Raw genomic sequence first — 25,068 nt, forward strand, 5'->3', positions numbered from 1 at the left:
AATTCAGACTATGATCAGGAAGACGTCTCTCGCCGTTGCCCTTTGTTCTTTGCTGGCTGGCGCGCCTCAGGCATTCGCCTCCTTCGATATGGAAGACTGCAAATGGAGCGACGACAGCTGCCTGCTGAAAGGAACGCCGACCTTTAACCCGGAAAACGACAGCCGCGACAACCTGCTGCGGCTGCTGAGCCAGGAAAAAGCTTTTGATCTGCCCGTGCAGTCGATGCCTGAAGATATCACCCGCTCCCGCGATTTCTATTTTGCGTATCATCCGCAATGGGATGAAACAGCCCCACAACCAGCCTCTGCCCCGGTATCCGCTGAAGATAGCCCCCTCTCCCGACAGATGGCCGAGCTGAACATTAATGCGGATGAAGCCAATCTCAACGACGCTGAGCATGAGAACCGTCATGTTTCGAATAATACCGAGAGCGTCAGCCAGTATTTTGCCGCACTGCTGGCCGATGCCGCGTTAACAGCAGAGCAACGCCAGGCCTTAGCGCAAGCGCGTATGGGGCTGTACTCTGACGCGACCCGTGAACAGATTGAGTCATCTCTCGCCACTCTCCCGGCGGATTCGCCAGCTCAACACTACAAAAGTTATCTCGCGGCAGCCGCCAGCTTCTATGCGGGTGATTATGCCAGTGCCGAACGGGATTTCGCTCAGCTCGCTAAGAGCGATCGCCCGTGGCTGGCGGAGACCGCGCAATACATGCTGATGCGTACGGCGCTGAACAAGAGCAGTCAGAACAGCGTGGGCGAATATGGCGATTTTGACATCGCTAAAATTAACCGCGAGGACGCCTCTCAGGCTCAGATTCTGGCGCAAGCCTATTTGCAACGCTTTCCGCAGGGGCAATACGCCGACTCCACCCGCGGTATGTTGCGTCGTATTAACTGGTATTTACAGGCGTGGCCGCAACTGGCCGGGTTGTATGAGCAGACGATCCAGCAAGCGGCTGACGCGCAGCAGCTGCGTAAAATTGTCATCGAATACGATAATGTCTACGGCATGGCGTTCTACGAGCAATCCGTGCTGGAAGCCTTCCCCGATGCGCCGCGAGTCAGCTACATCGAACTGTTACGCGCGCTGCGTCTGAATAGCGATAACAAACCCACGCTGACCCAGGCGCAACTCGACGCCAGCAAGCCGGTGTTTGAGCAGAGCCAAAAACTGCCGCTGTGGCGCGATCTGCAACTGAATCTGTGGCTGGCGACGGGCAACTATGCGGCGATTATCCAGGCGGTCGCGCCAGCGCAAAAACTGGCACCGCGCGATACGCTGGCCTTCAGCGAGCAGGTGCTGTACGGCGAAGCGCTGATGGGCCAGAAGAATTGGGCTGCGGCGCGTGATTTCTGGCAGCAGTTGCTGAAAGTCAGCCAGGACAACGAACAGCGGCAGTATGTACAGGCTAAGCTCGCCGCCACGCTGGTTTATAGCGGTGACGTAGCGGCAATCTTCGCCCCGGAAAGCGCCGTGACCAACCTGCGCTTTCGCTCGCAGGTGCTGAAAACACAGGCCACACTGGAACAACTGCGCCAGCAGGCCGTCCATGGGCCCAATAACGAAGAGCGTACCATCGCCCTGCATACGCTGCTGGTACGGGATCTTACCGAGAATCGTTTTGGCGACTGGTTAAACGATAAAAAGCTTGTCAGCGACATCACGCCGCCGGTCATTGACGAGGCGTTTAACGACGTCAACCTGAGCACTTTTGACTGGAACGGCGATGCGGCTCAGGCCGGTTACACCTGTCGCAGCCTCAATGAAACGGTAACGGTCCTGAGCAAAAAAGCGGATGATGCCCACGCACTGAACTGTTTAGGTGAATTTTTCCGTACCACGCAAACGCATGTCGACCTCTGGAAAAACAGCACCGGCAACGATGTGCTTGAAGCCGCAATTTCTCGTAAGCAACCGTTCGGCCAGTTCGACAGGCAAAGCTACTATCAGCAGATAATCACCTCACCCACCGCGGAAGTCGAAGATAAGAGCTTCGCACTGTATCGCGCCATCATGTGCTATGCGCCATCTGGCTCTAACGAATGTGGCGGTGAAGACGTGGATAAACAGCAGCGTAAGGGCTGGTTCACCCAACTGAAAACGCAGTATCCGGGAAGCCCGTGGGCGCAAAAACTCAAATATTACTGGTAACCGCGCTACTGGTGGGCCAGGCACAGGCGGCGGATATCGTCGCCGCGCGTGACCATCCGGCCTTCTGGCTGTGGTCCGGAGTGAAAGCCAGTGACGAGCTGAAAAACGCGCAAACGGTCTATCTGCATCAGGGCGAGGTGCTGGTTCGGTCGGGTAACGTGGTTTTCCAGCGCCTGGGACTGCCGGTCAGTCGACTGACTTTTCCCTCAATCTGGCTGACGGTCCGCTTTACCACGCTCGACGTGCCGGAGGTGATTCCTGCCCGTATCATACGGCTGATGCAACGCTGGCAGAACGCTGGCAACCACGTCATCGGCCTGCAGGTTGATTTTGACGCGGCGACCCACCAGCTAACCGATTACGCCCGTTTTCTACAGCAGCTACGCCAACAGCTACCGGCCGAGTTTGCGCTTGGCGTGACCGGACTACTGGATTGGGCCAAAACGGGCGACGTCGCCACATTAAACGCGCTGGCGGTTGATGAACTGGTAGTGCAGAGCTATCAGGGACGGCGCACGGTGCCGAATTACCAGGCGTATCTGCCTGCGCTCAGCCGCCTGCGCATTCCATTTAAGCTGGGACTGGTGCAAAACGGTAGCCGGGATCTGCAGGCTGAAGCGCAGCTGGAGAAATCCCCGTGGTACCGCGGCACGGTGGTGTTTATGCTTAATCCCCCTCGCCGTTAAACCTTCGCTTTGTGATGACAGCAGCCAGAAAGATTATCCATGATCGGGCATTCGGCGCTGTCATCGCCAGGGCAACTCTCCGCCAGCGCCAGTAAATGCAGGCGCATGGCCTGTAGCTCGCTGATATGCCGCTCGATGTCCGCGACTTTTTCTAATGTGCGTTTTTTTACGTCCGCGCTGTGACGCGCCGGATCGTTAAACAGGTTTACCAGCTCACCGCACTCTTCCAGGTTAAAACCAACCTGCCGCGCCTGACGCAGCAGCGTCAGTTCATTCAGATGCTGTTGGTTGTATGTACGATAGCCATTTTCGCTACGCAGCGGCGGCGTCACTAACCCTTTTTCTTCATAAAAGCGTATCGCTTTGCTGGTTAAACCGGTTTTTTTAGCAACATCGGATATATTCATCTCTTCTCCCTTGACCTTCCCCTTGATGGAAGGTTTAACCTTTATAACAGTTAGTCAAAACGATTGCCAAGGTCAATAAGTAACCGACCATTCATAGAGGAAATTAGTTATGTCTCAAACAATCGATCTAACCCTGGACGGCCTGTCCTGCGGTCACTGCGTAAAACGCGTTAAAGAGAGTCTGGAGCAACGCCCGGACGTTGAGCAAGCGGATGTCACTGTGACTGAAGCGCACATCACCGGGAGCGCCAGTGCACAAGCGCTGATTGAAACCATCAAACAAGCCGGTTACGGCGCGGAGTTAAGCCACCCAAAGGCTAAACCGCTGACGGAGTCATCAATCCCGTCGGAAGCACTGGCAGCGGTCCCTTCCGAGCTTCCGGCAGCTACGGCTGATGATGACAGCCAACAGTTGCTGTTAAACGGCATGAGCTGCGCCAGTTGTGTGACCCGCGTACAAAATGCTCTGCAAAGCGTACCCGGCGTCACCCAGGCACGGGTAAACCTGGCGGAACGTACTGCGCTGGTAATGGGCAGTGCGTCCGCCGCAGATTTAGTGCAGGCGGTGGAAAAAGCGGGCTACGGCGCTGAAGCTATAGAAGATGACGCGAAGCGCCGCGAGCGCCAGCAGGAAACCGCCGTTGCGACCATGAAACGTTTTCGCTGGCAGGCAGCCGTCGCGCTGCTGTTGGGTATTCCGGTCATGGTGTGGGGAATGATTGGTGATAACATGATGGTGAGTGACGACAACCGCAGCCTGTGGCTGGCGATTGGTCTGGCAACGCTTGCCGTGATGGTTTTCGCCGGCGGTCACTTTTACCGCAATGCGTGGAAAAGCCTGATGAATGGCACCGCGACCATGGATACGCTGGTGGCGCTGGGTACGGGGGTGGCATGGCTCTATTCCATGAGCGTCAACCTCTGGCCGCAGTGGTTTCCGATGGAAGCGCGACACCTTTATTATGAAGCCAGTGCGATGATTATCGGTCTGATTAACCTCGGACATATGCTGGAAGCGCGGGCTCGCCAACGCTCCTCCAAAGCGCTGGAAAAACTGCTCGATCTGACACCGCCAACCGCACGCGTCGTCACCGATGAAGGTGAAAAGAGTGTGCCGCTGGCTGACGTTCAGGCGGGAATGTTGCTGCGCCTGACCACCGGCGACCGGGTTCCGGTCGATGGCGAAATCACTCAGGGCGAAGCCTGGCTGGATGAAGCCATGCTGACCGGGGAGCCGATCCCGCAACAAAAAGGCGAAGGCGATAGCGTCCACGCCGGTACGGTCGTACAGGACGGCAGCGTGCTATTCCGCGCCAGCGCCGTAGGCAGCCATACCACGCTGTCGCGCATTATTCGCATGGTGCGCCAGGCGCAAAGCAGTAAACCGGAGATTGGCAAACTGGCTGACCGCATCTCCTCGGTATTCGTTCCTGTGGTGGTCGTTATTGCGCTGGTTAGCGCAGCTATCTGGTATTTCTTCGGACCGGCGCCACAAATTGTCTATACGCTGGTGATTGCCACCACCGTTCTGATTATTGCCTGCCCTTGTGCACTGGGCCTGGCGACGCCAATGTCGATTATTTCCGGTGTTGGGCGCGCCGCTGAGTTTGGGGTACTGGTACGCGATGCCGATGCGCTGCAGCGCGCCAGTACGCTCGATACCATTGTGTTTGATAAAACCGGGACGCTGACTGAAGGTAAGCCACAGGTTGTCGCCATCAAAACGTTTGGCAATACCGATGAAGCGCTGGCGATTCGCCTGGCTGCGGCCCTTGAACAGGGTTCCAGTCACCCGCTGGCCAGGGCGATTCTGGACAAAGCCGGTGATGTCACGTTGCCGCAGGTCAACGGGTTCCGTACGCTACGCGGTTTGGGCGTCAGTGGCGAAACGGAAGGTCACATGCTGCTGCTGGGAAACCAGGCGCTGCTCAATGAACAGCAGGTAGATACCACTGAAATGGAAGCTGAGATTACCGCTCAAGCCTCCCAAGGGACAACGCCGGTACTGCTGGCGATTGACGGTAAAGCGGCGGCGCTGTTAGCGGTGCGCGATCCACTGCGTAGCGACAGCGTGGCGGCCCTGCAGCGTCTGCATCGTGCCGGGTATCGTCTGGTCATGCTCACCGGTGATAACCCAACGACCGCCAACGCCATTGCCAAAGAGGCAGGTATTGATGAGGTGATTGCGGGCGTTCTGCCGGACGGCAAAGCCGAGGCGATTAAGCGTCTGCAAAGCCAGGGACGTCAGGTTGCCATGGTTGGTGACGGTATCAACGATGCGCCTGCGCTGGCGCAGGCCGATGTAGGAATTGCCATGGGTGGCGGCAGCGATGTGGCGATTGAAACCGCCGCGATTACGCTGATGCGTCATAGCCTGATGGGCGTTGCGGATGCGCTGTCTATCTCACGGGCAACGCTGCGCAACATGAAGCAGAACCTGCTCGGCGCATTTATCTATAATAGCATCGGTATCCCCGTTGCTGCCGGGATCCTGTGGCCGTTCACCGGAACGCTGCTCAACCCGGTGGTTGCCGGCGCAGCGATGGCACTCTCCTCCATTACCGTGGTAAGCAACGCTAACCGTCTGCTACGCTTCAAACCGAAAGAGTAAGCCTTTGCCGGATGGCGCTATCAACCGCGCTATCCGGCAATTCACGCGTTGCACCTTCCCGGACCACGCGCTAGCATGGAAGTCCACTTAGGGAGGTCGTATGGATTTGTTATACCGGGTAAAAAAATTATGGTCTGCACTGCACGGCAACCACTATACCTGGCCCGCCATTGACATCTCTTTACCCGGTAACCGCCATTTTCATCTGATTGGCAGTATTCACATGGGTAGCCGTGATATGGCGCCTCTGCCTGCCAAATTACTCAAAAAGCTCAATCGTGCTGATGCGCTGATTGTCGAAGCCGATGTTTCCGGCGATGACGCGCCATTTGCTGATCTTCCGACCTTTGCCGCCCTGGAAGAACGCATCAGTGAAGAGCAATTAGATAATCTGCGTAAAGTCACCAATGAATTGGGCATTTCCCCTTCCCTATTATCGACGCAACCTCTGTGGCAAATAGCCATGGTATTACAGGCGACGCAGGCACAACAGCTGGGGTTGCGGGCGGAATACGGGATTGATTACCAACTGCTGAAAGCGGCAAAACAGGCTCACAAACCGGTGATCGAGCTGGAAGGTTCATCCAGTCAAATCGAGCTGCTATGCCAGTTACCCGATAATGGCCAGGCTCTTCTGGATGATACCCTGACGCACTGGCATACCAACGCCAGGTTGTTGCAACAAATGATGGGCTGGTGGCTTAAAACGCCGCCGCGCGATAGCGAATTGACGCTTCCTAATACTTTCAGCCAGTCGTTATATGACGTATTGATGCATCAGCGCAATGTCGCCTGGCGCGATCGACTCAGGGCGATGCCAGCCGGCCATTATGTGGTGGCCGTAGGCGCACTGCATCTGTACGGAGAAGGTAATTTGCCGGAGATGTTACGGTAAAAAAAATGGCCAATATTTCTATTGGCCCGTCAAAGAGGAATTTCATCATTATTATGATCCCGGTGCTTAAAGCATCGGTGTAGGTCGATTGTCGCTCAAAGTCATCATCCTGCCAATACTATTGCGCAAGATGGTACTATTTTTTAGACCGCCATCAGGCGTATGCTTGTCTCGTATTTTGTCTGGGCCAGGAAAAATTGCTATGACACCCGCCGTTAAATTACTCGAAAAAAACAAAATTTCTTTCCAGATCCACACCTACGATCACGATCCGTCCGAAACAAACTTTGGTGACGAAGTAGTACGCAAGTTAGGTCTGAATGCAGACCAGGTTTACAAAACGCTGCTGGTTGCCGTAAATGGCGATATGAAGCATCTGGCCGTTGCCGTCACGCCGGTGGCGGGTCAATTGGATCTTAAAAAAGTCGCCAAAGCGTTAGGGGCCAAAAAGGTCGATATGGCCGATCCAATGGTTGCGCAGCGAACAACGGGGTATCTGGTAGGCGGTATCAGCCCGCTGGGACAGAAAAAAAGATTGCCGACACTCATCGACGCCCCAGCCCAAACGTTTGACACCATTTATGTCTCCGGTGGCAAACGCGGGCTGGATATCGAACTCGCTGCCGGCGATCTGGCGAAAATTCTGGATGCGAAGTTCGCCGACATCGCCCGCCGGGATTAAGCGGTTTTAGCATGGTGCCCGATGACGCTACGCAAATCAGGCCGACATACGAATACTCTACAGGGCGTTATTGGTGAAGGCAGTTTGGACGCGACCAGCGCGCAGGAACCGGAGCGTACATGTAGTACGTGAGGATTATTCGCTACGCTCCCCCTCCGGGCCGCCCTGATGGGCGTTCAAAACTCTGTGAGTTTTGTCCGAGCACTGCCCGCGTTCAAAATGGCGAACAAAATAGCCCTGTTACTGCCAGCTCACCTCGCCCTTCGGCTCATACGTACTGGCATCCAGCGGTGAGTTTTTCTGCACGTACTCTTTCAGCACTTCCGCATCGATAAACCCGGTATTCACATAGCCTGGCTTGTTATCAATTCGCGGATAGCCATCGCCGCCGGTGGCGTTGAAGCTCAGCGTTGCCATGCGATAAGTTTTAGCCAGGTCAACCGGTTCGCCTTTGATTTTCAGATCGTTAAGTTTACCGTCTTTCGCCACAAAGCTGACGTTGGCAAACTGCGGATAAGCCCCGGAGTCCGGCTTCATTTGCGCCACGGCGGTCAGGTAGTCAATCACCTCTTTCCCGCTCATGTCGGCATACACCACAATATTGCCGAACGGCTGCACCTTCAGCACGCTCTTATAGGTAATATCGCCGCCTTCAATGGAATCACGAATACCGCCACCGCTCATCACGCCAAAGTCAGCGCTGGTCCGCGCCATTTGCGCAGCCAACAGCAGGTGCCCCATATTGGTCTGTACGAAACGAACTTTGCTACGATCACCTTCGAGGCGCGCATTGACGCTACCAATCTTCACGTCCAGTTGCGCTTTACCTTTATTCTGGAATGGCGTCAGCAGCGAGAGCATTTGCTGATTCTCAGCAATTTCCGGGGTGTAGAGTACGCGCTCACTTTTACCGTTATCCCAGGTCACTTTTTTCTTCAGGTTGACGGGGATGAGCTGGTAGTTCACCATTTTCATTTCGCCGTTACGAAACTCAAAATCCGCCCGGCCCACGTATTTCCCCCACTCATGCGCTTGGACAATCCAGATGCCATTTTGCTTATCTGGCGCGCACGGCGTGCCCGGTACGTAATCAACCTGCTTCTTGTTTTCCGAGGCCATACACACCGGATCCTGTGAGTGACCACCCACAATCATTGCCAGCGAACCCGCCGGCAGGCTACGCGCCATCTCTACGTCGCCAGGGGCGTTCGAGCCGTGATTGCCGTTGTCATAATGACCCATATGGGTGGTCGCAATAATGATGTCTGGCTTTTCACCCATATTGAGTTCCTGGATGACCAGTTTGGCTTCATCGGCAGGTTTACGGAATTCGATATCGGTGAAAAACTCCGGGTTACCAATTTTCGCCGTATCGTCAGTGGTTAAACCGAGTACGGCAATTTTTAAATCCTGACGCTTAAAGATGGCCCACGGCTTAAACAACCGCTCGCCGGTGCTTTTCTGATAGATATTGGCCGAGAGAAACGGGAATTTGGACCATTTTTCCTGCTGGCGCAGCACGGTTAGCGGGTTATCAAATTCGTGATTGCCAACCGCCATCGCGTCATAGCCAATCAGGTTCATGCCGCGAAAATCAGGTTCCGCATCCTGAAGATCGGATTCCGGTACGCCGGTGTTAATATCGCCGCCGGAAAGCAGCAGCAGGCTTCCCCCTTCTTCCGCCACCTCTTTACGAATACCATCCACCAGCGTTTTTTGCGCCGCCAGCCCGTATTCCCCATATTCACTGCGCCAGAAGTGGCCGTGATGATCGTTGGTATGCAGAATGGTAATTTTGTAGGTTTTATCTTTTTCGTACGCCTGCGCAGGCTGACCTGCCAGCGCAAATGCGGCGAATAACGCCAGCGCCACGCCCCGCTTTAAAAACTTCATATTTCTCTCCCTGAGCCAAAATCAACGACTGAAATTACAATGATATGAAATAATAGTCGAAAATGTTTTCAGAAATGAGACTTCCTTCAAACACCTTCCGCAGGTATGTTAGGCAGGTAATAATAACAAAATAGATTACCCTCATAATCGCAACCCAAACAGAAGTGACTTTCTATGGCAATAAGTGAACCAACCCCGCCAGTGGCTGGCGCGTCAGCGTCGGTTGCTAAAGCACGCACCTCATTTGGCATTTTAGGGGCGATCAGTCTCTCTCATCTGCTAAACGATATGATCCAGTCGCTGATCCTGGCGATTTACCCGCTCTTGCAGTCAGAGTTCTCGCTGACGTTTATGCAGATCGGGATGATTACGCTAACCTTCCAGCTCGCCTCCTCGCTGCTTCAGCCGGTTGTCGGCTACTGGACGGACAAATATCCAATGCCGTGGTCGCTGCCTATTGGTATGTGCTTCACGCTAAGCGGGCTCGTATTGCTGGCCATGGCAGGCAGTTTCCATATGGTATTACTCGCCGCGGCGCTGGTCGGTACGGGATCATCGGTGTTTCACCCGGAGTCATCCCGCGTGGCGCGAATGGCTTCCGGCGGTCGTCATGGCCTCGCCCAGTCAATTTTCCAGGTTGGCGGCAACTTCGGTAGCTCTCTCGGGCCCTTGCTGGCGGCTGTCATCATCGCGCCATATGGTAAAGGTAATGTAGCCTGGTTTGTGTTGGCCGCGTTATTAGCGATTGTGGTTCTGGCGCAAATCAGCCGTTGGTATGCCGCGCAGCATCGGATGAGCAAAGGAAAACCGAAAGTCACTGTTGTTAATCCATTACCGCGTAATAAAGTGGTACTGGCGGTTAGCATTCTGCTGGTGCTGATTTTCTCCAAATACTTCTATATGGCGAGCATCAGCAGCTATTACACCTTTTATCTGATGCAAAAATTCGGATTATCGGTACAAAACGCCCAGTTTCATCTGTTTGCCTTCCTGTTTGCCGTTGCAGCCGGGACCGTAATTGGTGGACCGTTAGGTGATAAGATTGGCAGAAAATATGTTATTTGGGGCTCTATCCTCGGCGTAGCGCCATTTACCCTCGTTTTACCCTATGCAACGCTGGAATGGACCGGGATTTTAACCGTGATCATTGGTTTTATCCTCGCATCTGCCTTTTCTGCCATTCTGGTCTACGCGCAGGAGCTGCTTCCGGGTCGTATCGGCATGGTTTCTGGGCTATTTTTCGGGTTTGCCTTTGGCATGGGCGGCTTGGGAGCAGCGGTTTTAGGGCTGATTGCTGACCATACCAGTATTGATTTGGTCTATAAAATATGTGCTTTCCTGCCACTTCTGGGGATACTGACCATATTCTTACCTGATAACCGACATAAAGCCTGATTTTCTGACGGCCAAAAGTAAACTTTGGCCGTCTTCACTTACAGAGACCATCAGCCTTTACTCCCCGCATACCCCTGTAGTTTTCCGATCCGTGCTTTTTTACGTCTAAAATCCCGTTTTCATCAAAATTCAATAATTATTCATAAACATAAACATTAAAATTGTCATAAACTATTACTCGGAATTTAGGTTTTCAGGATCAACACAGCAACCAAAGGAGACGGAATGCATCACGCCACCCCGCTTATCACCACCATTGTCGGCGGCCTTGTGCTCGCTTTTATATTAGGCATGATTGCCAATAAACTACGTATTTCTCCTCTGGTGGGATATCTGTTAGCGGGCGTTCTGGCCGGTCCATTTACACCTGGTTTTGTTGCTGATACCAAACTCGCGCCTGAACTGGCGGAGCTTGGCGTAATTCTGCTGATGTTCGGCGTGGGGCTACACTTTTCCTTGAAGGATTTGATGGCGGTAAAGTCCATCGCCATTCCCGGCGCGATTGCCCAGATAGCTGTGGCGACGCTACTGGGTATGGCGCTTTCAGCGGTGATGGGCTGGTCGCTAATGGTGGGTATCGTCTTTGGACTGTGTCTTTCAACCGCCAGTACCGTAGTGCTACTGCGTGCGCTTGAGGAACGGCAGCTTATTGACAGCCAGCGCGGGCAAATTGCTATAGGCTGGCTGATTGTTGAAGATCTGATGATGGTGCTGACGCTGGTTCTTCTGCCCGCCGTCGCCGGAATGCTGGAAAAAGAAGATGTCGGCTTTGCATCGCTGGCCGTCGATATGGGCATTACCATTGGTAAAGTGGTGGCGTTTATCGCCATTATGATGCTGGTTGGCCGTCGCCTGGTACCGTGGATCATGGCGCGTAGCGCCGCCACCGGTTCACGAGAGCTGTTTACTCTGTCAGTCCTTGCCCTGGCATTAGGTATCGCGTTTGGCGCAGTGGAATTGTTCGATGTCTCCTTTGCTCTGGGCGCGTTCTTCGCTGGCATGGTGCTGAACGAATCCGAACTGAGCCACCGTGCGGCACATGACACCCTGCCGTTGCGCGATGCGTTCGCCGTATTGTTCTTTGTATCCGTTGGTATGCTGTTTGATCCGTTAATCTTGATCCAGCAACCGCTGGCGGTACTGGGTACGCTGGCGATTATCGTCTTTGGTAAATCCGTTGCCGCTTATTTCCTCGTGCGCCTGTTTGGCCACTCCCAACGTACAGCGCTCACCATTGCCACCAGCCTGGCGCAGATTGGTGAATTTGCCTTCATCCTGGCGGGTCTGGGAATGGCGCTAAACCTGTTACCGCAGGCAGGGCAAAACCTGGTGCTGGCGGGAGCTATTCTGTCGATTATGCTCAATCCGGTACTGTTCGCGGTGTTAGAAAAATATCTCGCGAAAACCGAAACGCTGGAAGAGCAGACGCTGGAAGAAGCCATCGAAGAAGAGAAACAAATTCCGGTGGATATCTGCAATCACGCCCTGCTGGTAGGCTTTGGCCGCGTCGGGAGTCTGCTGGGCGAAAAATTGATGGCTGCCGGGATTCCGCTGGTGGTTATCGAAACCTCACGTACGCGGGTGGATGAACTGCGTGAGCGCGGGATCCGCGCGGTGCTGGGAAATGCCGCCAACGAAGAGATAATGAATCTGGCGCATCTGGATTGCGCGCGCTGGCTGCTGCTGACAATTCCAAACGGCTATGAAGCCGGTGAAATCGTCGCTTCCGCTCGCGAAAAGTGCCCGTCGATTGAGATTATCGCCCGCGCGCATTATGACGATGAAGTGGAATATATTACCGACCGCGGGGCCAATCAGGTCGTCATGGGCGAGCGTGAAATCGCCCGCACTATGCTGGAGCTGATTGAAACGCCACCTGCCGGCGACGTTGCTACTGCCAGTTAATATTACGTGCCGGATGGCGCTACACCATCCGGCCTACGTATTCCCACACCAGAGTAAGCCCGATAAGCGCAGCGCTATCGGGCAAGAACTCAGCGGTCCCAGTACGACTCTTCGAGACTGTCTTCACGCTCTGGCAAACCGCGCGTCAGGCGTGGTGAATGTTGATTCAGCACCTGATAACTTACGCGATTAGCATATTTACACACCTGGGCTAATGACGAATAGGTCAGCCAGGTGAACTTGTGCTTGCTGGAGTTAGGCACGTTGCTACGGTGGTAGCTGTTGGCGGTAATATCATGCAGCAATGCCGCCAGCGCGCCGTCGCCAGCGCCGTTGGTGTTCATGATCTTTTCAGGCCCGCCCATATACGGTGCGATGTGCGAATACACGCGCAGCGGATTAGTACAATCTTTATGGCGCATGGCGCGGCTGAATTCATACTGGTTGAATTCGGCAATAGCCCCTGGCAGCAGCGGATGCTGGGTTTTACGTTTGGCTTCTTCTTCCGTAAAGCCCGCCATATACAGACCTGCCGGACCCGCAGTGCACAGCACCAGATCCACCCAATCCAGCGCTTTGTCGGACGCCAGCAGCGGATCGTTCTCGCCGGTCAGTGCTTCGGCCTCTTCTTCATTCATCGCCAGAATGGAGACATGCTCTTTCAGGAATGCCTGCCACCACTGTGGGTTATCGGCAATAACAAATTTGGTACCCAGCGTCAGGACCACCGGCACATTGTGTTTTTTGGCATATTCAATCGCCTTCATGGTCGCTTCCGGCATCGGCTCGCCCGGTTCGCAACGCACCAGATAGGAGGTCAGCACCAGCGCGGAGGCCCCGGCAATAACCGCCTCAGGGATGCTATCCGCCCGCAGCTTATTCATATGTCCGGGGCTGATAGCGAACGTGCGCTCACCGGATTCGCCAATCAGCGTAAAGCAGCGACCAATCGGTCCATTAACGCCCTGCAGATAGTTCAGATCGGTACGGCTGGAGGTATTACATAAATAACGGTACGCGTAGCTACCAATCTCGATATTGCTGCACATCACGCCCAACAGCACCGAGCGGTCATCTGCCAGCACGGAGTAGTTGTGCATCGTGTTACCGATAGTTCCACCGGCAAACTGATGAGTGATCAAATTGTCACGTACCAGTTCCTGGTAGAGCGCTTCGGCGACATCGTCTGTAATCACCAGAGAGTGCCCGGCGCTTAATCCATAACGCTTTACAAAGTCATCATTAACTTTGGCTTCAATATCTACCAGCGTCTGGTCGATACCCACCACCCAGGCTGCGCTGGTTTCATTTTCAGGCTGAATCTGTTGCAGCAACGGATCGCGCGCGCTGACAGGAAAATAGTGTTTGGATTTACGTTTACCGGGAAATTTCATGGTCGATTTTACGGGTGATTAGCTGAGCGGTGCATGGTAGCACATTCCCCTGTACGCATGCGATGCGGCGCTGAGTTTCAATATCGGACGATGGGATCGCAGTTTATACGGGGGGAATTTCTACAATAAATCACCTTCACAAGGAGCGTTTATGAAGCCGGAAAATAAGATCCCCGTACTCGACGGAATTTCAGACGAAATGAAAACCGTGGTGAATTTTCATCGCGACGATCTGCCGCCCTGGCCCGCCGCCGATGACATCGTGGCCCAGCGCCAACACTATATCCACGAACGGCAATTGTGGAATGCCGATGCCCCGCAGATGAATACCCGAGAATGCGTCATTTCTACCGCGCGCGGCCCCGTTGCCACGCGAATTTATTCTCCGCAACCCCATAGCCAGGCCACGCTGTATTATCTGCACGGCGGCGGTTTCATTCTTGGTAATCTGGATACTCACGATCGCATTATGCGCTTACTGGCGCTTTACACGCAGTGCACGTTAATTGGCATCGACTATTCTCTCTCGCCGGAGGCTCGTTTCCCACAAGCCATCGAGGAGATTGTCGCCGTCTGTCAGTATTATCACCAACACGCGGGCGACTATTCTCTGAATGTGGATCATATTGGTTTTGCCGGTGATTCCGCTGGCGCGATGCTGGCGCTTGCCAGCGCGTTGTGGCTGCGGGACAAACAGATTGCCTGCGGCAAAGTCGCTGGCATATTGCTGTGGTATGGACTTTACGGCCTGCAGGATTCGCCCAGCCGACGGCTGATGGGCGGAGCGTGGGATGGTTTATCGCGGGAGGATCTGCAGATGTACGAAAACGCGTACCTGCGTAGCGCCGACGATCGCGAGTCACCGTATTATTGCTTATTCAATAACGACCTGACGCGCGACGTGCCACCGTGTTTTATCGCCGGCGCGGAGTTCGATCCGTTGATTGACGACAGCCGCTTATTATTTCAGACGCTACAGGCACATCAGCAGCCCTGCCAGTACAAAATGTACCCCGGCACGCTGCACGCCTTCCTGCACTACTCGCGGATGATGAAAACCGCCGACGATGCCTTGCGGGAGGGCGCGCGTTACTTCAAAGCACAACTTTAACGATAGGCTGCGGTCAGTTTAACCATCATTTCGATATGTTCCGGTGTGGCGTTCAGCGCCGGAATATACTCATATTGCTGGCCGCCAGCCTCGAGGAAAATCTCCCGGTTTTGCACCGCGATCTCTTCCAGCGTTTCAAGGCAATCTGCCGCAAAGCCCGGACACATAACCTGGATATGTCGGGTCCCTTTCTCCGCCAGCATTTTTAACGTTTCGTCGGTATACGGCGTTAGCCACGGTTCGCGACCAAAACGCGACTGGAAGGTCATCATCACTTTTTCCGGCGGCAGGCCAAGCGCAGAGACCAGCTCACGGGTCGTATCGCGACAGCGCTGCGGGTAGTCATCGCCTTCGTCGGCGTAACGTTGTGGAATCCCATGGTAGGAGAGCAGCAGTAAATCGGGTTCGCCGTGTTTGGCGAAGGAGTCACGGGCACTTTTTGCCAGCGCGTCAATATAAGCGCTGTCATCGGCGTAATCACGAATAAAGGAGATGCCGGGAATACCGCGTTTACGCGCCAGGATGCGCGCGAGTTCATCCCACACCGCCGCCACCGTCGAACAGGAATATTGCGGATACAGGGGTAACACGACAATGTGTTCAACGCCACTTGCCAGCAGTTCGTCGACTGCGCTTTCAAGCGAAGGCGAGCCGTAGCTCATGCCCAACGCAACAGGCGTATTGGGCAGGCGTTGTGCCAGCGCCTGCTGTTGTGCCTTGCTGTAGACCATCAGCGGCGAACCCTCTTCCATCCAGATTGACTGGTATAGCTTTGCCACGCGTGGCGCACGCAGCGGCAGGATCACCCCACGCAGCAACGGCCACCACAGCAGGCGGGAAGTATCAACTACACGTTGATCGCTTAAAAACTGGCGCAGGTAGCGTTTAACAGCTTCAGGAGTGGGGGCATCGGGGGTGCCGAGGTTTGCCAGCAGGATACCGGTTTTCGTCTGACGCATTACCGCCTCTTATCGATTCAAATTGTTGATAATTGTAGCGGAAAAGTGATGAAGAAGAACTAATTGCTGCGAGAGGTAAGACGTGAATTTGCCTGATGGCGCTGCGCTTATCTGGCCTACAAAAAAATCATAGGCCGGATAAGGTGTTTACACCGCCATCCGGCATTGACTGCGCTAAAACTTAACCGAGGATTTTTTCCAGCGCTGCGCGCACGTCAGCAACAGCCTGAGTGCCATCAACTTTCGCGTATTTGGTGTTACCCGCCTGCGCTTCTTTAGAGTAGTAGCCGATCAGCGGCGCGGTCATCTGATGGTATTCCACCAGGCGCTTACGTACGGTCTCTTCCTGATCGTCTTTACGGGTGGTCAGCTCTTCGCCGGTTACGTCGTCTTTACCTTCAACCTTAGGCGGGTTGAATTTGATGTGGTAAACGCGGCCAGAAGCAGCATGTACGCGACGCCCCACGATACGGTCAACGATCAGCTCGTCAGGTACGTCGAACTCCAGAACGTAGTCCACGTTGATACCTGCTTCTTTCATGGCGTCAGCCTGCGGAATAGTACGCGGGAAGCCATCGAGCAGGAAACCATTACGGCAGTCTTCCTGAGCAATACGCTCTTTTACCAGCGCAATCACCAGCTCATCAGTCACCAGCTTACCGGCGTCCATGATGTCTTTCGCTTGTTTGCCCAGCTCGGAGCCAGATTTCACGGCGGCACGCAGCATATCACCGGTGGAGATTTGCGGAATACCATACTTCTCCATGATGAACTGAGCCTGAGTTCCTTTACCCGCGCCCGGAGCGCCAAGCAGAATGATACGCATTACGAAAATCCCCTTAAAGGTTGTCGATATTTTTTAAAAAGCGCTAAACGATACCACCATCACGCAATTGGCTCAAGGAAGACGCCCGACGCTGAAACGGTTAATGGAGGGAAAATTGAAAATAAGGAGTGAAATTACCGGATGGCGGTGTACACACCTTATCCGGCCTACGAGTAAAAGATATGGTAGGCCGGATACGCGTTAGCGCCATCCGGCATTAGATGATGGCTATCAGGATACCAGCAACTGGTTCATACGGCGGATGAACTGGTTCGGATCTTCCAGCGTGCCGCGTTCGGCGAACAGAGCCTGATCCAGCAGCAGTTCAATCCACTCTTTAAACTGCGTTTCGTCCTGGGTATCCGCCGTGCGTTTTACCAGCACGTGGTCCGGGTTAAGTTCAAAGATATATTTCACGTCCGGTACGGCCTGACCCGCAGCAGCGAACAGTTTCGCCATCTGGGTGCTCATTTCATCCGCATCGGTGGTGACGATGGCCGGCGTGTCGGTCAGACGGTGGGTCAGACGCACTTCTTTGACGCGATCGCCCAGCAGCGTTTTCACGCGTTCAACGAACGGCGTCAGCGCTTTTTCCGCTTCTTTCGCGCTCTCGTCCACTTCATCCGCCAGCTTATCGATGGACTCGTCGGCTTTCGCAACGGACTGGAACGGCTTGCCGTCGAACTCGGTCAGGTAGTTCATCATCCACTCATCGATGCGGTCAGAAAGCAGTAGCACTTCAATGCCTTTCTTACGCAGCAGTTCCAGGTGCGGGCTGCTCTTCGCCGCCGCATAGCTGTCTGCAGTGATGTAGTAGATTTTCTCCTGCCCTTCTTTCATGCGGGAGATATAGTCTTCCAGCGACACGGTCTGTGCGGAGGAGTCTGTGTGCGTAGACGCGAAGCGCATCAGCTTAGCGATAGTTTCCTGATTAGCGTGGTCTTCCGCCGGACCTTCTTTCAGCACCAGGCCGAACTGTTTCCAGAAGGTCTGGTATTTTTCGGCATCATCTTTCGCCAGTTTTTCCAGCATCTGCAACACGCGTTTGGTCAGCGCGCTGCGCAGGTTACGGGTGACGGTGCTGTCCTGCAGGATCTCACGGGAAACGTTCAGCGGTAGATCGTTGGAATCTATCAGGCCGCGCACAAAGCGCAGGTAGTTCGGCATAAACTGCTCGGCGTCGTCCATGATGAACACACGCTGAACGTACAGTTTCAGACCATGCTTGTGATCGCGGTTCCACATATCCCACGGCGCCTGCGACGGAATGTACAGCAGGCTGGTGTACTCCTGCTTACCTTCCACACGGTTGTGGCTCCAGGTCAGCGGGTCAGTGAAGTCGTGGGCAATATGCTTGTAGAATTCGTTGTACTCGTCGTCTTTGATTTCCGACTTGTTACGCGTCCACAGCGCCTGCGCCTTGTTGATCTTTTCCCAGGAAACCACGGTCTCGCCGTCTTTCTCTTCGGATTTTTCGATCTCTACCGGCAGCGCGATATGGTCGGAATATTTGCTGATGATGGAACGTACGCGCCAGTCATCAAGGAACTCGTCTTCGCCTTCGCGCAGATGCAAAGTGATTTCGGTGCCGCGATCGTCTTTGGTGATGTCGGCAACGGTGTATTCACCTTCGCCCGCAGATTCCCAGAACACGCCGTTCTCAGGTTTGTCGCCCGCCGCGCGGGTACGTACGGTCACTTTATCGGCCACGATAAACGCCGAGTAGAAGCCAACCCCGAACTGACCGATCAACTGGCTGTCTTTCGCCTGATCGGAGCCCATGGATTCGAGGAAAGATTTGGTGCCGGATTTCGCAATGGTCCCCAGATGATCGATGACGTCATCACGGTTCATCCCCACGCCGTTATCAGCAATGGTCAACGTACGCTTATCTTTATCGAAGGAAACACGCACACGCAGTTCACCGTCCCCCTCGTACAGGTCCGGGTTAGACAGTGCGCGGAAACGCAGCTTGTCTGCCGCATCCGAGGCGTTAGAGATGAGCTCACGCAGGAAGATTTCTTTATTGGAATACAGAGAATGGATCATCAGGTGCAGAAGCTGTTTTACTTCTGACTGAAAACCACGAGTTTCTTGTCCTTTCATGTAGATCTACCTCAACAATGCCATTTTCAATGGTAAAAACACGTTGAGGGTGAAATGGGGACAAGCGCGAAGGATTTCAAGCGGAAGCCGCCGTCGCGGCCTCCGTTTGTTCAGAATTTAATCTTGTGACGCCCGGCCAGAGAGTGCGACAGCGTGGTGCCGTCGACCATTTCCAGCTCGCCGCCAACCGGTACGCCATGGGCGATACGGCTGGCTTCAACGCCATACTGCATGCAAAGCTCAGCAATATAGTTAGCGGTCGCCTCTCCTTCGACCGTGGGATTGGTCGCGAGGATCAGTTCGTTGATTTGCTCAGACGCCAGTCGCTGTTCAAGGCGATCCAGCCCGATATCATCAGGGCCAATACCGTCCAGCGGTGACAGGTGCCCCATCAGCACGAAGTAACGTCCAGAAAATTGGCCGGTTTGCTCAATGGCATAGATGTCCGCCGGACTCTCCACCACACAGATCTGACCGTTTTCCTGGCGACGCGGGTTCGAACAGATATTACAGACATCCTGCTCTGTGAAGGTGCGGCAATCGGCACAGTGGCCGATTTCCGACATCGCCTTCGTTAACGCCTGCGCCAGACGCATCCCGCCGCTGCGATCGCGCTGAAGTAGCGTGAACGCCATGCGCTGCGCAGACTTCGGGCCAACGCCCGGCAGACAGCGCAGTGCTTCCATAAGCTGAGTTAACAGCGGGCTGGTTTGCATCAGAACGGCATCTTAAAGCCAGGCGGCAGCTGCATTCCGGAAGAAACAGAAGCCATCTTCTCTTTCTGCGTCTCTTCAATGCGACGCGCCGCGTCGTTGAATGCCGCAGCGACCAGGTCTTCCAGCATCTCTTTGTCGTCTTCCAGCAGGCTTGGATCGATCTCCACACGACGGCAGTTGTGCGCGCCGTTGATGGTCACTTTTACCAGACCCGCGCCAGATTCGCCGGTGACTTCCAGCTTGGCGACTTCTTCCTGCATCTGCTGCATTTTTTCCTGCATCTGCTGGGCCTGTTTCATCAGGTTACCCAGACCGCCTTTACCAAACATAGGCTTCTCTCTCAATCACGTTAAGGGATGACGACCGTCCAACCATCAGGCTGACGATCAAATGGGGCGAATACTCTCTTCGTCCAGGTCTGCATCGAAAAAACGACGCAGCGTCTGAATGTTATTATCCGCAATAATCGACTCACGCGCCTGCGCGAGTTTCTCTTCATAAATGGCCTGACGCCACTCCAGCGGCGTGCGCACCGCAGGATTATCATCTTCAACGATGGTCAATTCAACCGTTGACCCCGTTAAGGTACTCAATGCTTCGGCCAGTTTTTGCTGCGCGCCGCTGGAATTAAGATGCCGTTGCGAGGAACGCAGGTGCAGGCAAACCACGTTGCCATTCTCTTCTTTCCAGGCATTAAGCGCCACCTGCTCCACCAGTTTAGGCAGCGAAAGCTGGCTCACCTGAGCAGCCCAGGGGTCGCGCTCAATGGCTTCTGCCGCCAGTTTTGCCGCCAGTTCCGGCGTTTTTTCATGCTCAAGCGCTTTTTTCAACGCTTTCGGCGTGGCAATGGCTTCTTTAACTTCGGCTACGGGATTGGTCGTTTTCCAGCGATACGCTTCCTTCTTCGCCGGCGCTTTTTCCAGCGCAGAGACGGCCGGACGCGCCTGAACACGCTCCGACACCGAGGCCAGTCTTTCCAGCGCAGCATTATTCACCGGCCGCGCGCGGGAAGCGGCTGCCGGTTCACTCTTTTTTGGTTTGGTTGCTCCCTGAGCGCGTTGCAGTTGGCTGCGCGCCGCCAGCACCTGGCTGGTGGCCTCGGAGAGCGGCACATTCTGTTGCTGTTGCGCTGGCGCAGGCTGCTGAGGTACTTGCGTCGGGGTCATCACCGCAGTCGGCGCGACGGGGGCAAACGACTGGCGCGGGACTTCAGGCTCCGGCAGAGGCATGCGCGGATGAAAAGCCAGCGCACGCAGTAGCGTCATTTCGACGCCCATTCGCCTGTCCGGCGCATACGGCAGTTCTTTGCGCCCGATTAACAGGGTTTGGTAGTAAAGCTGTATGTCAGTTGGCGGAACGATTCGCGCCAGTTCGCGCATACGCTGTTCAATGGCGGCCATATCGCTGCCGAGCGCGGCGGGCGAAAGCTGTACCATAGCAATGCGATGCAGCAAAGCCGACATCTCAACCAGCAGCGCTTCCCATTCAATACCCCGCGCGGCGGCGTCGTTCACCAACGTCATAACGCGTTCGCCGTCAGCCGCGACAACCGCTTCAACAAGCGAGAGCGCCTGGTCATCGTCCAATGTGCCGAGCATGGTGCTCACCGCGTCGGTCGACACCTGACCATCGCCGCTGGCGATCGCTTGATCGGTAAGACTCAGCGCATCGCGCAGGCTGCCGTCCGCGGCGCGAGCCAGCAGTTGCAACGCGCGTGGCTCATGGGCGATATGCTCTTGTTTGAGGATATGCTCAAGCTGATGGCGAATCTGTTCAACATCCAGCGCTTTAAGATGGAATTGCAGACAGCGCGACAGGATAGTCACCGGTAACTTCTGCGGATCGGTGGTCGCCAGCAGGAATTTAACGTGTGCAGGCGGCTCTTCGAGCGTTTTCAGCAAGGCGTTAAAGCTGTGGCGCGATAACATGTGCACTTCGTCGATCAAATAGACCTTAAAGCGACCGCGCGCAGGCGCGTACTGGACGTTATCCAGCAGGTCGCGGGTGTCTTCGACTTTGGTGCGTGAGGCGGCGTCGATTTCAATCAGATCGACAAAACGCCCCTGCTCGATTTCACGGCAGTTATCGCACACGCCGCACGGCGTGGCGGTAATACCGGTTTCACAGTTTAGTCCCTTCGCCAGCAAACGGGCGATAGAGGTTTTCCCGACGCCACGGGTGCCGGAAAACAGATATGCATGATGAATACGCCCTAACGACAAGCCGTTCGCCAGTGCCGTCAGCACATGTTCCTGGCCGACGACGTCAGCAAAGGTTTGTGGGCGCCATTTTCGGGCTAAGACCTGATAACTCATTGGCAGGCTCTGAAAGGCTGGAGGGTGGATTCACAGGAGGATAATGCTAACACAACCTCGCAGCGACGGCGAGGTTGTGTGTCTCGGTATCTCTTCAGCCGAGATGAGATAGCCGACTTAGTGGCCCGGGAACGGAACCAGGCTATAACAGGTCAGCCCCTGTTTTTCCAGGCGCTGTTCGCCGCCCAGGTCAAACAGGTTAATGATAAAAGCAGCATCGGTCACTTCGCCACCCAGACGGCGGATCAGTTTCACGGTGGCTTCAATCGTGCCGCCGGTTGCCAGCAGGTCGTCCACAACCAGTACCTTATCGCCCGGTTTGATGGCATCAACGTGGATTTCCAGCTGATCGGTGCCGTATTCCAGCTCATAGCTCTCGGCAATCACTTCACGCGGAAGCTTGCGGGGTTTACGTACCGGAACAAAGCCGACGCCCAGACCCAATGCTACCGGCGCGCCAAACAGGAAGCCACGCGCTTCGGTGCCAACCACTTTAGTGATACCCGCATTTTTGTAGCGTTCAACCAGCAATTCAATGCTGAGGGCGTAGGCTTTCGGGTCTTCCAGTAAGCTGGTGACATCGCGAAAAAGAATGCCCGGTTTCGGGTAGTCGTGGATGCTTTTGATGCTATTTTTGAGAAACTCAAGCTGCTGTGCAGTCGCGGTCATAAGTTTGTGCCTGATTAATTCGGTATTACTTCACGGCGCACTATACACTTCATCCTCGACGTGTCTTGAATGATTTTGTGTCTATATTAAGGGCCAGGGTTACATTTGCTTAACCTTTGACCACCTGCGCCTGTGCTCGAAAACGGTCGAATTTACTGGCTGTGAGCGACAATTGCAACAGCGATTATTGCGCTTTATTGCTTTTGTTGTTTTTCATCAATCACCGGGATCCGCCACATAAAAATCAGTAAACAGGCGAGAATAACCAGCAGCAGGCCGCGTACCCACATCATATTGACCAGCCACAGTGAAATACCAAACGTAATCAATATCAGCAAAATAGCGCGCGGCTTTGCGCCCGGCGGCATCGCGCGGTGTTTTTGCCAATGGCGCAGATACCCGCCGAACCACGAACGATACAGCAGCCAATCGTGAAAACGCGGCGATGAGCGGGCAAAACACCAGGCAGCCAACAGGATAAATGGCGTCGTGGGCAATAGCGGCAATACCACGCCCAGCGTTCCTAATACTACCGCTAGCCAGCCAATGATGATTAGAATAATGCGTTGCATAATATGAGTACTTAACACAGAGAATCGCTACTTTAGCATAACAGTTCTCATTTTCATCGGAGTGTTGTCGTGAAAACCGTCATGCTGCTACAGACGCTCGAAAACCAGCTTAACCGCCTGCGCCAGCGTTGTGCCCCGTTGGCGCATCATACAACGCTTAGCGCCCGCTTTGACAGGCATCTGTTTCACACTCGCAGCACGTTGCTGCAGGCGTGTCTGGATGAAGCAGAAGATAATCTCACGGCCCTACGCCGCGCGGTGGATCAGCAACAACTCCCCCAAATTAGCTGGCTTGCGGAACACCTTGCTTCACAGTTAGAGGCGATTTCACGCGAAACAGCCAGTTGGTCGCTCAGAGAGTGGGACTGCGCCTCTCCCGGCCTGGCGCGTTGGCAGCGCAAGCGGGTTCAACACCAGGAATTTGAACGCCGGCTGGTTGAAATGACGCGTGAACGCAAGGAGCGCCTGTCCCAGGCTACTGGTTTTGAAGAACAACAGAAATTGCATCGTGAAGTAGAAGCGTTCGAGGCGCGACTGACGCGCTGTCGCCATGCGCTGGCAAGAATAGAAGCTGTGCTGGCGCGTTTAACCCGTTAATACCCGGAGAATTTATGTCATTAGAGAACGCCCCGGACGAGGTCAAACTGGCCGTCGATTTGATTGTTTTACTTGAAGAAAATCAGCTTCCAGCACGCACAGTGCTACGCGCGCTGGAGATCGTTATGCGCGATTATGAAAATAAGCTTAAAAGTGCGGAAGGCGCCTCGCAAACTGATTGATTGCCCTCTGGTCTGCCATTGGCTTCGGTGTCAGAGTCGTCGCAACATCACGACGATAACGGACAGATCATGGAACGGCTCCCCACCACGCCGCACGATGCGGTCTTTCGGCAAATGCTGACGCAAAAAGAGGTCGCCCGAGATTTTTTGCAGATCCATCTGCCTCGAGCGTTTCTCAATATATGCGATATGGAAACATTAACGCTGGAATCAGGCAGCTTTATTGAGGACGATTTACGCACCTGCTATTCAGATATCCTCTACTCCCTGCAAACAACACATGGACCCGGCTACGTTTATGCGCTGATTGAGCATCAGAGTAAACCCGAAAAATTAATGGCCTTTCGCCTGATGCGCTACGCTGTTGCTGCTATGCAGCATCACCTTAACGCCGGGCATAAAACCTTACCTCTGGTGGTACCTGTACTGTTTTATCATGGTACAGAAAGCCCGTGGCCCTATACTCTCAACTGGCATCAGTTGTTTAGCGAGCCACAGCTTGCGAAAGCGCTTTATGGCAATGAATTTGCGCTGGTAGACCTGACCATTATGCCAGATAATCAGATCATGCAGCATCAACGGGTAGCGATGCTGGAACTCCTGCAAAAACATATTCGGCAACGCGATCTGAGCGAGTTATTGGATCAACTCATTACGCTCTTAACGCAGGATCGCCTGACAGAATATCAGCTCGACGTTTTGATTAATTACATGCTGAAAGCAGGAAATACCACGGAACCCGGCGTACTTGTCCGCCAACTGGCGCAGAGTGCGCCACAGTACAAGGAACAGCTGATGACAATTGCTGAATGGTTAGAAGAAAAAGGTAGAGCGGAAGGCATGCAGCAAGGGCTGGAAAAAGGTCGGCAGGCAGAAGCCCGTGATATCGCACAAAAAATGCTCGCCCGCGGCCTGGAACCGGATCTGATTACACACCTTACGGGCCTGACGCAGGAAGAACTGACAGCGCTGACTCACTAAATACAATCAGG

At 54.3% G+C, this 25,068-nt stretch carries 22 protein-coding genes and 1 other annotated feature; of the genes, 11 read left to right on the forward strand and 11 right to left on the reverse strand.

Features of this window, described 5'->3' with window-relative positions; genetic code table 11:
• The first annotated feature begins 10 nt into the window (after nucleotides 1-10).
• Both FDW97_RS11700 and FDW97_RS11705 read left to right on the forward strand, forming a co-directional pair.
• Nucleotides 11-2,155: a hypothetical protein gene (locus FDW97_RS11700; protein ID WP_137351071.1), complete on the forward strand. Its 2,145-nt coding sequence runs from the start codon at nucleotides 11-13 to the stop codon at nucleotides 2,153-2,155.
• On the forward strand, nucleotides 2,125-2,841 hold the full coding sequence (locus tag FDW97_RS11705; RefSeq protein ID WP_069323979.1) for a DUF3142 domain-containing protein: 717 nt from the start codon (nucleotides 2,125-2,127) through the stop codon (nucleotides 2,839-2,841). Before FDW97_RS11700 ends, FDW97_RS11705 begins: the two co-directional genes overlap by 31 nt.
• Here the strand turns inward: FDW97_RS11705 and cueR are convergent.
• Complete coding sequence (cueR, locus tag FDW97_RS11710; RefSeq protein ID WP_069323978.1) at nucleotides 2,838-3,248, reverse strand: Cu(I)-responsive transcriptional regulator; 411 nt, start codon at nucleotides 3,246-3,248, stop codon at nucleotides 2,838-2,840. The genes FDW97_RS11705 and cueR overlap by 4 nt on opposite strands.
• Nucleotides 3,249-3,357: 109 nt before the next feature.
• Here cueR and copA point away from each other — a divergent pair, with 109 nt between their 5' ends.
• The 3 genes from copA (at nucleotide 3,358) to ybaK (ending at nucleotide 7,436) form a co-directional block, all read left to right on the forward strand.
• Nucleotides 3,358-5,859, forward strand: a complete 2,502-nt coding sequence (gene copA / locus FDW97_RS11715) for a copper-exporting P-type ATPase CopA (RefSeq protein ID WP_069323977.1) — start codon at nucleotides 3,358-3,360, stop codon at nucleotides 5,857-5,859.
• A gap of 100 nt (nucleotides 5,860-5,959) precedes the next feature.
• Complete coding sequence (locus FDW97_RS11720) at nucleotides 5,960-6,754, forward strand: TraB/GumN family protein (protein WP_085047617.1); 795 nt, start codon at nucleotides 5,960-5,962, stop codon at nucleotides 6,752-6,754.
• A 202-nt stretch (nucleotides 6,755-6,956) separates the two neighbouring features.
• On the forward strand, nucleotides 6,957-7,436 hold the full coding sequence (ybaK, locus tag FDW97_RS11725; protein WP_003831056.1) for a Cys-tRNA(Pro)/Cys-tRNA(Cys) deacylase YbaK: 480 nt from the start codon (nucleotides 6,957-6,959) through the stop codon (nucleotides 7,434-7,436).
• 240 nt (nucleotides 7,437-7,676) lie between these two features.
• Here the strand turns inward: ybaK and ushA are convergent, their stop codons facing one another.
• On the reverse strand, nucleotides 7,677-9,329 hold the full coding sequence (ushA, locus tag FDW97_RS11730) for a bifunctional UDP-sugar hydrolase/5'-nucleotidase UshA (protein WP_121528694.1): 1,653 nt from the start codon (nucleotides 9,327-9,329) through the stop codon (nucleotides 7,677-7,679).
• A gap of 174 nt (nucleotides 9,330-9,503) precedes the next feature.
• On the opposite strand from ushA, the gene FDW97_RS11735 reads away from it, so the two are divergent.
• Both FDW97_RS11735 and ybaL read left to right on the forward strand, forming a co-directional pair.
• The gene (locus tag FDW97_RS11735; RefSeq protein WP_038638381.1) at nucleotides 9,504-10,724 is read left to right on the forward strand and encodes an MFS transporter; all 1,221 of its coding nucleotides are present in this window, start codon (nucleotides 9,504-9,506) and stop codon (nucleotides 10,722-10,724) included.
• Nucleotides 10,725-10,949: 225 nt separating this feature from the next.
• Nucleotides 10,950-12,629, forward strand: coding sequence for a YbaL family putative K(+) efflux transporter (gene ybaL / locus FDW97_RS11740; protein ID WP_042310032.1), 1,680 nt, complete (start codon nucleotides 10,950-10,952; stop codon nucleotides 12,627-12,629).
• Between the two features lie 89 nt (nucleotides 12,630-12,718).
• Here the strand turns inward: ybaL and gsk are convergent, their stop codons facing one another.
• Nucleotides 12,719-14,023, reverse strand: coding sequence for an inosine/guanosine kinase (gsk, locus tag FDW97_RS11745; protein WP_038638375.1), 1,305 nt, complete (start codon nucleotides 14,021-14,023; stop codon nucleotides 12,719-12,721).
• Between the two features lie 151 nt (nucleotides 14,024-14,174).
• Between gsk and aes the strand changes: the two genes are divergently transcribed.
• Entirely contained in the window at nucleotides 14,175-15,134 is a 960-nt protein-coding gene (aes, locus tag FDW97_RS11750) for an acetyl esterase (RefSeq protein WP_085047618.1), read from the forward strand.
• Here aes and hemH read toward each other — a convergent pair.
• From hemH to FDW97_RS11795, 8 genes are all read right to left on the reverse strand, one after another.
• Nucleotides 15,131-16,093 (reverse strand): ferrochelatase, encoded by a 963-nt coding sequence (gene hemH, locus FDW97_RS11755; RefSeq protein ID WP_085047619.1) that lies wholly within the window; start codon nucleotides 16,091-16,093, stop codon nucleotides 15,131-15,133. The genes aes and hemH overlap by 4 nt on opposite strands.
• A gap of 181 nt (nucleotides 16,094-16,274) precedes the next feature.
• Nucleotides 16,275-16,919: an adenylate kinase gene (gene adk / locus FDW97_RS11765; protein WP_003021773.1), complete on the reverse strand. Its 645-nt coding sequence runs from the start codon at nucleotides 16,917-16,919 to the stop codon at nucleotides 16,275-16,277.
• A 231-nt stretch (nucleotides 16,920-17,150) separates the two neighbouring features.
• Complete coding sequence (htpG, locus tag FDW97_RS11770; RefSeq protein WP_085047620.1) at nucleotides 17,151-19,025, reverse strand: molecular chaperone HtpG; 1,875 nt, start codon at nucleotides 19,023-19,025, stop codon at nucleotides 17,151-17,153.
• A 110-nt stretch (nucleotides 19,026-19,135) separates the two neighbouring features.
• Nucleotides 19,136-19,741, reverse strand: coding sequence for a recombination mediator RecR (gene recR / locus FDW97_RS11775; RefSeq protein WP_003021767.1), 606 nt, complete (start codon nucleotides 19,739-19,741; stop codon nucleotides 19,136-19,138).
• A complete protein-coding gene (locus FDW97_RS11780; protein ID WP_003021764.1) occupies nucleotides 19,741-20,070 on the reverse strand; it encodes a YbaB/EbfC family nucleoid-associated protein in 330 nt (109 codons plus the stop codon). The genes recR and FDW97_RS11780 overlap by 1 nt, the downstream gene beginning before the upstream one ends.
• A gap of 57 nt (nucleotides 20,071-20,127) precedes the next feature.
• Nucleotides 20,128-22,056: a DNA polymerase III subunit gamma/tau gene (gene dnaX / locus FDW97_RS11785; RefSeq protein ID WP_085047621.1), complete on the reverse strand. Its 1,929-nt coding sequence runs from the start codon at nucleotides 22,054-22,056 to the stop codon at nucleotides 20,128-20,130.
• Nucleotides 20,731-20,795 (reverse strand) — a sequence feature (DnaX frameshifting element). (Overlaps the previous gene by 65 nt.)
• A gap of 117 nt (nucleotides 22,057-22,173) precedes the next feature.
• Nucleotides 22,174-22,725 carry an adenine phosphoribosyltransferase gene (apt, locus tag FDW97_RS11790; protein ID WP_006685676.1) on the reverse strand — a complete coding sequence of 184 codons (552 nt, stop codon included), beginning with the start codon at nucleotides 22,723-22,725 and terminating at the stop codon, nucleotides 22,174-22,176.
• Between the two features lie 194 nt (nucleotides 22,726-22,919).
• Nucleotides 22,920-23,297 (reverse strand): DUF454 family protein, encoded by a 378-nt coding sequence (locus FDW97_RS11795; protein ID WP_038638360.1) that lies wholly within the window; start codon nucleotides 23,295-23,297, stop codon nucleotides 22,920-22,922.
• Nucleotides 23,298-23,366: 69 nt separating this feature from the next.
• Here FDW97_RS11795 and priC point away from each other — a divergent pair, with 69 nt between their 5' ends.
• The 3 genes from priC to FDW97_RS11810 all read left to right on the forward strand — a co-directional run bounded on the left by priC (nucleotide 23,367) and on the right by FDW97_RS11810 (nucleotide 25,057).
• Nucleotides 23,367-23,894, forward strand: coding sequence for a primosomal replication protein N'' (gene priC / locus FDW97_RS11800; RefSeq protein ID WP_087857063.1), 528 nt, complete (start codon nucleotides 23,367-23,369; stop codon nucleotides 23,892-23,894).
• Between the two features lie 14 nt (nucleotides 23,895-23,908).
• Nucleotides 23,909-24,076 (forward strand): pleiotropic regulatory protein RsmS, encoded by a 168-nt coding sequence (gene rsmS, locus FDW97_RS11805; RefSeq protein WP_006685679.1) that lies wholly within the window; start codon nucleotides 23,909-23,911, stop codon nucleotides 24,074-24,076.
• Between the two features lie 69 nt (nucleotides 24,077-24,145).
• A complete protein-coding gene (locus FDW97_RS11810; protein ID WP_137351072.1) occupies nucleotides 24,146-25,057 on the forward strand; it encodes an Rpn family recombination-promoting nuclease/putative transposase in 912 nt (303 codons plus the stop codon).
• Nucleotides 25,058-25,068: the final 11 nt, after the last annotated feature.

Source organism: Citrobacter sp. wls708, assembly GCF_005281255.1.
In the GTDB taxonomy this organism is placed as follows: domain Bacteria; phylum Pseudomonadota; class Gammaproteobacteria; order Enterobacterales; family Enterobacteriaceae; genus Citrobacter; species Citrobacter werkmanii.